The organism is Jiangella rhizosphaerae (assembly GCF_003579925.1).
Lineage (GTDB): Bacteria > Actinomycetota > Actinomycetes > Jiangellales > Jiangellaceae > Jiangella > Jiangella rhizosphaerae.
The window spans coordinates 19,000-28,110 of record NZ_QUAL01000103.1 but is presented as its reverse complement, the minus strand read 5'-3'; the positions used below and the strand labels follow the sequence as shown (position 1 = coordinate 28,110).

Below are 9,111 nucleotides of genomic sequence, written 5' to 3'. Positions count from 1 at the left end.
GCCGGCTCCCGCTGCGCCGCGTCGCCGGCTCGCCCGGCCGGCCGCAACCGCTCGCCCACGCCCCGCAGCCCGCGCCGTCCGATCGCCGACAGCGTCCGACCACCGCTGGGCCGCGCCGACCGGGCGACCAGCCGCGGCAGCGACGCCTCGCGCGTCAGGCCCGCCACCGGCCGGAGCCGGTCGACGGCGCCGGTGACCAGCCGGAAGCCGGCCGAGACGCCGAGCCGGCGGTCGAGGTCGCGGGGGAGTGGGGTGCCCAGCAGTGCCCGGGACCGGGCCAGCACGATCGCCAGCGCCGGCGCTGCCCCCCAGCCGTCCGCCCGCCGGGCGACGTCGTCCCAGTCGCCGATCTGCCGGGCCAGCTGGTCGGCGTCGAGCAGCCAGAGCATCTTGTGCGCACCGGTGAGCGCGGCGTGCAGGCACACGTGGATCAGCGAGTCGGCGGCGTCGAGCGTCCACGTCGCCGTGCCCCCGACCGGGCGCGACACCCGGCGCTCCAGCAGCGCCCCGGTGTCGACGGTGAACTGCCGCCGGGTCTGCTGCATGTTGATCAGCGACCAGTGCAGGTCGACCAACACGCCCTGCGGGCTGACCAGGTGCATCTCGCCCGGCGTGTGGACGTTGACGAGCATGTCGCGGAAGTCGATGACCTGCCAGCCGGCGGCCAGCAGCAGCTCGACCGTGGTGCGCAGCTCTGCGGGCGGCACGAGCACGTCGACGTCGGTGTACGAGCGCAGCCCGGGTGCGGGGTGCGCGTGCTCGGACAGCACCGGTCCCTTGAATGTCACCCACGGCAGCTCGCCAAGGGTGTGGCCGAGGTCGTCCAGAACGACCGACGCGGTGAGATGGCGGATCATCGCGGCGTCGCGGTCGCCCTTCAGCTCCGCGGCGACCACGGGGTCGGCCTCGCGCAGCAGGACGTGCGCGAGCGGCGCGACCCGGTGGTGGCGGACGGCGGCGACGAACGCGTCGCGGACCGCGTCGTTGCCCGCCAGGACCGGGCTCTGAGCTCGGCAGACGTCGACCACCGCGGCCGAGACGGCGGCGCGGTGGCGTGCGGACGCGGTGTTCTTCCGGACGGTCGAGGCGTCAACCGACCCCGCCATGTGGCCCCCCACGGATCAGCTCGCCGGGTCGAACCCCCTCATGCCCGGCGGATGACTCATGGTAGACCGCTCTCGACATTCGGGACAGTCGAAGCCGTACGATCTCTCCCGTGCGCTGGCCAGGGGGGAAGCCGCGCCGCGTCGCGGTGGTGTGCGTGCTGCTGCTCGCGGCGGCCGTCGCCGCGGAGTTGCGGTTGTTCGTGTTCCCGCCCGCGGACGAGCCGGTGCGGGCCGACGCCGTCGTCGTCCTCGGCGGGCCCGGCGACCGGATGGGCCTGGGCTGGGACCTGGCCCGCGAGGGCCTCGCGCCCGCCGTCGTCGTGTTCGTCCCCGACCCGCGGCTGTGCGAGCCGCTGGCCGCGGTCCCGGAGGAGATCTGCCTGACGCCGGAGCCGCCGACGACGCGCGGCGAGGCGCGCATGGTGGCCGAGCTGGCGAGCGAGCGGGGCTGGGACCATCTCGTCGTCGTGACGGCGGCCAGCCAGGCGGTCCGTGCGCGGATCCGGCTGGAGCGCTGCTTCGACGGGCGCCTGGAGCTGGTGACGGTGCGCGAGGACGGGCTGGCCCAGCAGCTCTACCGGGTGTTCTACGAGAACGGCGCGATGATCAAGGCGCTGGCCTTCGAACGCGACTGCTGATCTACGGGTCGACGTGTCCGGAACCGCCCGGTAGGCTCCGTTCCGAGGTGTATTCCGAGCGGGGGGCTCGGAACGCCGCGACGGGCCTGTGGGCCTGGGGGGCAATATGCGTGTGCTCGTGACGGGCGACCGTGGCTACATCGGCGCCGTCCTGGTTCCCTTTCTCCGCCGCCACGGTCACGACGTCGTGGGGCTCGACGCCGGCTGGTACGACGGCTGCGACTTCGGCACGTATGCGCCGGGCGAGTCGTGGTCGGGCGACGTCCGCGACGCCATGCCCGGCGACCTGGCCGGCTTCGACGCCGTCATCCATCTCGCGGCCATCTCCAACGACCCGATCGGCCACCTGAACCCGGCGGCGACGCTGGCGGTGAACGCGTCGGCGCCGGTGTACCTGGCCCGCACGGCGAAGCAGGCCGGTGTCCCGCGGTTCCTGTTCTCGTCGTCCTGCTCGCTGTACGGCGCCGCCGGCAGCGCGCCGGTCGCCGAGGACGCGCCGTTCAACCCGGTGACGCCCTACGGCGAGAGCAAGGTGGTCGCCGAGGCGCAGCTGTCGGAGCTGGCCGACGACGACTTCAGCCCGACGTACCTGCGCAACGCGACGGCGTACGGCTCGTCCCCCCGCCTGCGCGCCGACATCGTCGTCAACAACCTCACCGGCACCGCGCACACCCGGGGTGAGGTGCGGCTGCAGAGCGACGGCACGCCGTGGCGGCCGCTGGTGCACGTCGAGGACATCTCCCGGGCCTTCCTGGCCGCGCTCGAGGCGCCCCGCGAGGTCGTGCACGACCAGGCGTTCAACGTCGGCCGCGACGAGGACGTCATGCAGATCCGCGACATCGCCGAGCAGGTGTCCGAGATCGTCGGCGTGCCCGTGACGTTCGCCAAGGACGCCGGCCCCGACCAGCGCGACTACCGCGTCGACTTCTCCAAGATCCGCGAGCTGCTGCCGGCGTTCGCGCCGCGGTGGACGGTGCCCGACGGCATCCGCGAGCTGTCCGCGGACTTCCAGCGCATCGGCATCGCCGCCGAGGACTTCGAGGGCGCCCGCTACGTGCGGCTGGCCCGGGTGCGCGAGCTGATCGAGGCCGGCCGGCTCGACGACGAGCTGCGGCTGCGGGTCGCGGAGGTGGCGCGATGAGCCTGCCGACCTGCCGGCTCTGCGGCGCGGAGCTCACCCACACGTTCGTCGACCTGGGCATGTCGCCGCCGTGCGAGGCGATCCTCGAGGCCGGCCAGATCGACCAGGGCGAGACGTTCTACCCGCTGCACGTCCGGGTCTGCCCGCAGTGCCTGCTGGTGCAGCTGCCGGCCTACATCCCGGCCGAGGAGATCTTCACGCACTACGCGTACTTCTCCTCCTACAGCGACTCCTGGGTGGCGCACGCGAAGGCGTTCGTCGACGGCGCCGCCGACCGCCTCGGGCTCGGCCCCGGCTCCTTCGTCGTCGAGGTGGCCAGCAACGACGGCTACCTGCTGCAGCACGTGGTCGCCCGCGGCATCCGCTGCCTGGGCATCGAGCCGGCGGCCAACGTCGCGCAGGCGGCGCTGGACAAGGGCATCCCCACCGAGGTGCGGTTCCTCGGCGAGCAGAGCGGCGCCGAGGTGGCCGGGGCGAACGGCCGCGCGAACCTCGTCGTCGCCAACAACGTGTTCGCGCACGTGCCCGACATCGTCGACTTCGCCAAGGGGCTGCGGGCGCTGGTGGCCGACGATGGCTACGTCAGCATCGAGATCCCGCACCTGCTCCGGCTGGTCGAGGGCCGCGAGTACGACACCATCTACCACGAGCACTACTCCTACCTGTCGCTGCTGACGACGCAGCGGGTGCTGGCCGCGGCCGGGCTCACCGTCGTCGACGTCGAGGAACTGCCGACGCACGGCGGCTCGCTGCGCACGTGGTCGACGCCGGCCGGGAACGCCGGGGCGCCCGGCGCGGCCATCGAGAAGGTGCTCGCCGACGAGGCGGCCGCCGGCCTGCACACGCTGGAGGGACACGCCGGCTTCAGCGTCGCCGTCGCCGACGTCCGCAACGACCTCGTCGAGTTCCTCATCGAGTGCTCCCGCAAGGGCGCCACGGTGGCCGGGTACGGCGCGCCCGGCAAGGGCAACACACTGCTCAACCACTGCGGGATCCGGCAGGACCTGCTCGCGTTCACCGTCGACCGCAACCCGTTCAAGCACGGGAAGTTCCTGCCCGGCACGCACATCCCGGTGCACCCGGTCGAACGACTGGCCGAGGAGAAGCCGGACTACGTGCTGATCCTGCCGTGGAACCTGAGGACCGAGATCGCCGCCCAGCTCGAGTACGTGCGCGAGTGGGGCGGCCGGCTGGTGGTCCCGTTGCCGGCGTTGGAGATCTTCTGATGCCGGGCATCCGGAACGAGTCTCTGGGGCGGATGACTCTTGAACGGTCGGCAGGGCTGGTTCGACGTGTGGCAGGCGAAGGGTAAGCGGGCCCTGGCCGAGGGGCGGTCACCGGGTCTGCGTGACCTGGTGGCTTTGTCGGGCTACGACTCTCCGACGTCGGCGCTGGACCTGAACCAGTACGACCGGCAGTTGCGGCACATCGTCGATTCGCTGGCGATCGGTCCCGACGATCACGTCTACGAGGTGGGCTGCGGAGCCGGCGCGCTGCTGTGGTCGTTGCAGAACCTCTGCGCCGGCGTGGGCGGCTCGGACTACGCGCCGGCGCTGGTCGAGATCGCCGCCATGGTGCTCGACACCGACGACCTGGCCGTGCTCGAGGCGCGCGAGGTCCCAGTCGAGCCACGCTACGACGTCGTCGTCAGCAACGGCGTGTTCGTCTACTTCCCCGACGCCGAGTACGCCTGGGACGTCACGGAGCGGATGGCGGCGAAGGCGCGCCGCGCCGTCGGCATCTTCGACGTGAACGACCTCGCGACCCGCGAGGAGCATCGGGCGGTCCGCGGGGCCGCCTACGGCCACAACGCGGTCCGCACCGAGATCGGCCAGCTCTACCTCGACCGGGCGGGCTTCGTGGAACTGGCCGGCCGCCTGGGCATGACGTGCGTGATCGAGGACTCGGTGATGACCGGCTCGGCCAACGCGCGGTTCCGCTACAACGTCTTGATGTTCCACACCGGGGGGAGACCACGATGAAGGTCGTGCTGTTCTGCGGCGGTTACGGCATGCGCATGCGCAGCGGCCAGGACACCGCACCGAAACCGATGATGACGGTCGGTGACCGGCCGGTCCTGTGGCACGTGATGCGCTACTACGCGCACTTCGGCCACACCGAGTTCATCCTGTGCCTCGGCTACGGCGCGCAGTCGGTGAAGAACTACTTCCTCGACTACCGCGAGACGGCGTCGAACGACTTCGTGCTCAGCGACGGCGGCCGGCGGGTGGAGCTGCTGGACTCCGACATCAGCGACTGGCGCATCACCTTCGCCGACACCGGCATGGACTCCGAGATCGGCGAGCGGCTGCGTCGCGTGCGTCACCACCTCGGCGACGACGAGGTGTTCCTGGCCAACTACGGCGACGTGCTCACCGACGCGCCGATGGACCAGATCGTCGACCGTTTCCTCGCCACCGACGACGTCGGCAGCATGCTCACCGTCCGGCCGCACCACTCCTTCCACGTGGTCGACGTCGACGCGAACTCGAAGATCGTCGGGTTCCTGCCGGCCGAGGAGATGGACGTGCGCATCAACGGCGGGTTCTTCGTCCTGCGGCAGACCATCTTCGACTACCTCGAGCCCGGCGACGACCTGGTGATGCACGGCTGTGCCCGGGCGGCCAAGGACGGCAAGATGCTGGCCGTCCCGTACGACGGCTTCTGGGCGCCGATGGACACGCTGAAGGAGCGGGCGATGCTGGAGGAGATGCACAAGCGGGGCACGGCGCCCTGGGAGCTGTGGCGGACCGCGCCGTGACGCCGCTGACGCTGCCGCCCGGTGCGCTGGACGTCCTGTGCCTCGGCGCGCACCCGGACGACATCGAGATCGGCTGCGGCGGCACGCTGCTGACCCTGGCGGCCGCCCGCGACGTGCGGGCGACCGCCGTCGTGCTGACCGGTGCGGGTGAACGGCGCGACGAGGCACTGAAGGCGACCGGGCGCTTCCTGCCCGGCGCCGCGGTCGACGTCCGCGTCGCCGGCCTGCGCGACGGCCGGCTCCCGGCCGCCTGGGACGAGGTGAAGGACACCCTGGAGGGCGTCGCCGGCGGGCTCCGCCGCCCCGACGTCGTCTTCGCCCCGCGCCGCGACGACGCCCACCAGGACCACCGCCTGATCGCCGAGCTCGTCCCCACCGTCTGGCGCGACTCCCTCGTGCTCGGGTACGAGATCCCCAAGTGGGACGGCGACCTCGGCTCCGTCACCCACTACGTCCCGCTCTCGGACGCGGTGGCCCGCCACAAGGTCGAGCTGCTGGACGACTGCTTCCCGTCCCAGACCGGCCGCGACTGGTGGGACGAGGAGATGTTCCTCGGCCTGCTCCGGCTGCGCGGCATGGAGTGCCGCAGCCGCTACGCCGAGGCCTTCACCGTGTCGAAGGCGACGCTGGCCTTCTGACGTCGTCGCGCCGCCAGTACGCCATCAACGGCGTCGCGACGTACTTGTCGCCGGGCGCGGCGATCTGCAGCACACGTTCGTGCGGCGACTCGTGATCCAGCCGCCACAGCGCGCCGATGGCGCCGACGGCGATGAACAGCACGCCCACGAACGTCGCGAACGAGAACGAGTCGAACGTCGCGCTCACCATGAGACTGACCGGCATGATCACGCTCAGCGCCTGGGCCAGGTGCCGCGTCTCCTGGTCGGCGCCGCGCAGCCGGATGCTCCGGGCGACGAAGTACGGCGCCAGGAAGAAGATCACCAGGCCGGCCAGCCCGATGACGCCGCCGACGAGCAGGGTGCCATAGAGCTGGTTGTCGAGCAGGATGTACTCGTCCGGGATGAGCGTTCCGGCGCCCCGGCCGATCCAGGGCCGCTGGCCCCAGAGGTTCATGACGTACTCGGTGTCGGAGAGCCGGTTCTGGATGCTCGGGTCGTCGTTGGCATTGGTGAACAGCGACCGGATGGTGCCGAGGACCCCGGGCTGCACGACCGTGAACGTGGCGGTGGCGCAGACGCCGATGACCGCGGCGTTGTATCGCTGCCGCCACGGCCACACCGTCGCGAGCAGGACGAGCCCGAGCGTCACCGCGAGAGTCGCGGACCGCGAGAGTGAGAACGGAATGGCGGAGCCGATCAACACGACCGCGAACCAGCGCAGCCGCCGCTCTCGTGTCGTCGTCGCGAACAGCGCGTAGTGGATCGCCAGCGGGAGCACCATGGAGAGGACGACGCCGAACTCGATGTAGTGCGTCGCCGTCGACGCCACCCGGGCGAAGCCCGGACCTCCGCGTTCGCCGATGCCGATGAGGTCGGCGTTGTTGCGCAGCCCGGGCAGTCGCAGGTACTGCGTGAGATCGGCGACGCCGAGGAACTGCAGGATGCCGATGAAGGCCATGACGGCGGTGAACCCGACCAGCACGAGGAGGAACCGGTCCAGCTGAGCGCGCGTGGGCAGGCCGTCGGCGATGGCCAGGCTGAGGCCGGCCATCGCGATGGTGAGGATGAGCCAGCGATCGGCGCTGCTCGCCTCGATGCCGGGCAGCCCACGGTCGAAGCCGACCGCGTACCCGAACAGCTGCACCGCCACGTACAGGCCGACGATCCACCGGATCGGCTGCCACCCCGCGGGCAGCTGGCCGCGGCCGCGCAGCACCGAGAGCACCCACAGGAAGGTCAGGAGGATGCCGATGGCGACCGTCGGGCGCCCGATGGCACCCATGCCCCCGATGACCAGCCGGGCCGGGATCATGAACTGCAGGGCCACGAAGACGACCAGGACGGTCAGGGTGCTGGGCGCCTTGACGACGGCGGGAGCCCAGGTGGTGCGGGCCTCGATGAGACCACCGGGTTCCCGCAGAAGGGCCGGCTGCCAGGCCGGCCGCTTGGCGCGCCGGGCGCGGGCCTGAGCCGGACTCGGCGGTGCGACGCTCATGGGCGCCGTGCGGCGCCCGAGGACGTCGTGGTGCCGGACGTGGACTCGTCCTCGGCGGACGCCGGCGGGTCCGTCCGCTTGGACTTCTTCTGCAACTGCCGCTTCGTGAACTCCGGGTCGAAGAACGGGTTGCGCCGCCGCCGCGGCTCCTCCGCGGCCTCGAGCGCCTCCTCGAGGCCCTGGTCGCCGGGCCACACCCATTCGTTGGTGTTGATGAGCGCACTGTTGATGCTCGGGCTGGCGGTCGTCAGGCCGGCGTGGTCGGTGTGCCCGTTGCCGTTCCCCTTCGGCCCATGGGGTCCGGCAGCCGCCGGTTCGGACCTGCGGCGCGGCAGATCGCGCGGGCGCGGCGTCTCGGGCTCGTCCGTGGCGGGCACGTGCTCGTCGACGGTGCTGCTGCTCGGCTGCGCCGGATCCTCGACGGCGGCCTCGGTGGCGGCCTCGGTGGCCTCGGCGGTGTCCTTCTCCTCGCGCGCCCGCTTGGCGCTGCGTCGCGCGCCCTTGGCACGGGCCCGTTTCCACAGCCCGACGATGTCGTCGAACAGGACGGCCACCAGCAGCGAGAGACCCGCGCCGAGGATGCCGACGACCGCCTGGACCCGGACCGACCCGGTGTTGACGATGGCGGTGACGGCGGGCGGGTCGAGGATCGCCAGCGTGTACTGCGCCTCCGGCGGCAGGCCCGCTTCGGTCTGCCGGGTCGCGAGTTCCTGCGCGGCGAGGTCCAGCACCGCCTGACCGGTGGCGACGGCCACCTCGGGGCTGTCGGCGCGGACGGACACCTGCAGGATGGTGCTGCGCGAGGCCACACCGATCTCGTAGGACGCCGAGAGTCCTTGCTCCACGATGGTGCGGCGGCTGTCGACGCTGTTGAGGACGATGCCCAGCGCCTCGTTGGCGTTCGTGATGCTGCCGTACGGGTTGGCCACCTCGCCCTGAACCCGCTCCGGGGTGATCATGGCACCGGCCTGTCCCTCGTACTCCGGAGCCACCCGGTCGCCGGCCTGCAGGGCCAGGACGCCGGTGAGTGCGAGCAGCGGCAGCAGGACATACCAGCGGCGCAACGCCGCAAGAGTGATTCGCCAGACGTCCACGTATTGCCCCCCAGCACGTGCCGCCTCGTCACGAGGCCTGCTCCATGGTAGGCGGGTATCACGAGCGCGGCAAAGCGGAACAGTCGCGTCATTCGACGATGTCGGACATACTTGCACTGTCGTTCACTGTGGGGGGGCCACGTGGGGGGAATACGACTCTGTCTTGCCGGCGCGTCGATCGGCAACGGCAACAGAGGCGTCGAAGCACTCGGACGGTCGGTCCTGGACGTCATCGATGCGGTCGCACCGGGCGGAC

9 protein-coding genes are annotated in these 9,111 nt (G+C 71.6%); 6 read left to right on the top strand and 3 right to left on the bottom strand.

Annotated elements, in window-relative coordinates; genetic code table 11:
• Positions 1-1,106 (bottom strand): nucleotidyltransferase domain-containing protein (locus DY240_RS11300; protein WP_119659995.1); only part of this gene is annotated, 1,106 nt, incomplete at its 3' end.
• 110 nt (positions 1,107-1,216) lie between these two features.
• Here DY240_RS11300 and DY240_RS11295 point away from each other — a divergent pair.
• From DY240_RS11295 to DY240_RS11270, 6 genes are all read left to right on the top strand, one after another.
• Positions 1,217-1,744 carry a YdcF family protein gene (locus tag DY240_RS11295; protein WP_147375289.1) on the top strand — a complete coding sequence of 176 codons (528 nt, stop codon included), beginning with the start codon at positions 1,217-1,219 and terminating at the stop codon, positions 1,742-1,744.
• Positions 1,745-1,862: 118 nt separating this feature from the next.
• On the top strand, positions 1,863-2,885 hold the full coding sequence (locus tag DY240_RS11290; RefSeq protein WP_233552701.1) for an NAD-dependent epimerase/dehydratase family protein: 1,023 nt from the start codon (positions 1,863-1,865) through the stop codon (positions 2,883-2,885).
• A 2-nt stretch (positions 2,886-2,887) separates the two neighbouring features.
• The gene (locus DY240_RS11285; RefSeq protein ID WP_119660000.1) at positions 2,888-4,111 is read left to right on the top strand and encodes a class I SAM-dependent methyltransferase; all 1,224 of its coding nucleotides are present in this window, start codon (positions 2,888-2,890) and stop codon (positions 4,109-4,111) included.
• 39 nt (positions 4,112-4,150) lie between these two features.
• Positions 4,151-4,867 (top strand): methyltransferase, encoded by a 717-nt coding sequence (locus DY240_RS11280; protein ID WP_119659992.1) that lies wholly within the window; start codon positions 4,151-4,153, stop codon positions 4,865-4,867.
• Positions 4,864-5,646 carry a sugar phosphate nucleotidyltransferase gene (locus DY240_RS11275; RefSeq protein WP_119659991.1) on the top strand — a complete coding sequence of 261 codons (783 nt, stop codon included), beginning with the start codon at positions 4,864-4,866 and terminating at the stop codon, positions 5,644-5,646. Before DY240_RS11280 ends, DY240_RS11275 begins: the two co-directional genes overlap by 4 nt.
• Entirely contained in the window at positions 5,643-6,284 is a 642-nt protein-coding gene (locus tag DY240_RS11270) for a PIG-L deacetylase family protein (RefSeq protein WP_119659999.1), read from the top strand. The genes DY240_RS11275 and DY240_RS11270 overlap by 4 nt, the downstream gene beginning before the upstream one ends.
• Here the strand turns inward: DY240_RS11270 and DY240_RS11265 are convergent.
• Both DY240_RS11265 and DY240_RS11260 read right to left on the bottom strand, forming a co-directional pair.
• Complete coding sequence (locus DY240_RS11265; protein ID WP_119659990.1) at positions 6,253-7,761, bottom strand: O-antigen ligase family protein; 1,509 nt, start codon at positions 7,759-7,761, stop codon at positions 6,253-6,255. The two genes, DY240_RS11270 and DY240_RS11265, sit on opposite strands and share 32 nt — an antisense overlap.
• Complete coding sequence (locus DY240_RS11260) at positions 7,758-8,855, bottom strand: YveK family protein (protein WP_147375288.1); 1,098 nt, start codon at positions 8,853-8,855, stop codon at positions 7,758-7,760. The genes DY240_RS11265 and DY240_RS11260 overlap by 4 nt, the downstream gene beginning before the upstream one ends.
• Positions 8,856-9,111 lie beyond the last annotated feature (256 nt).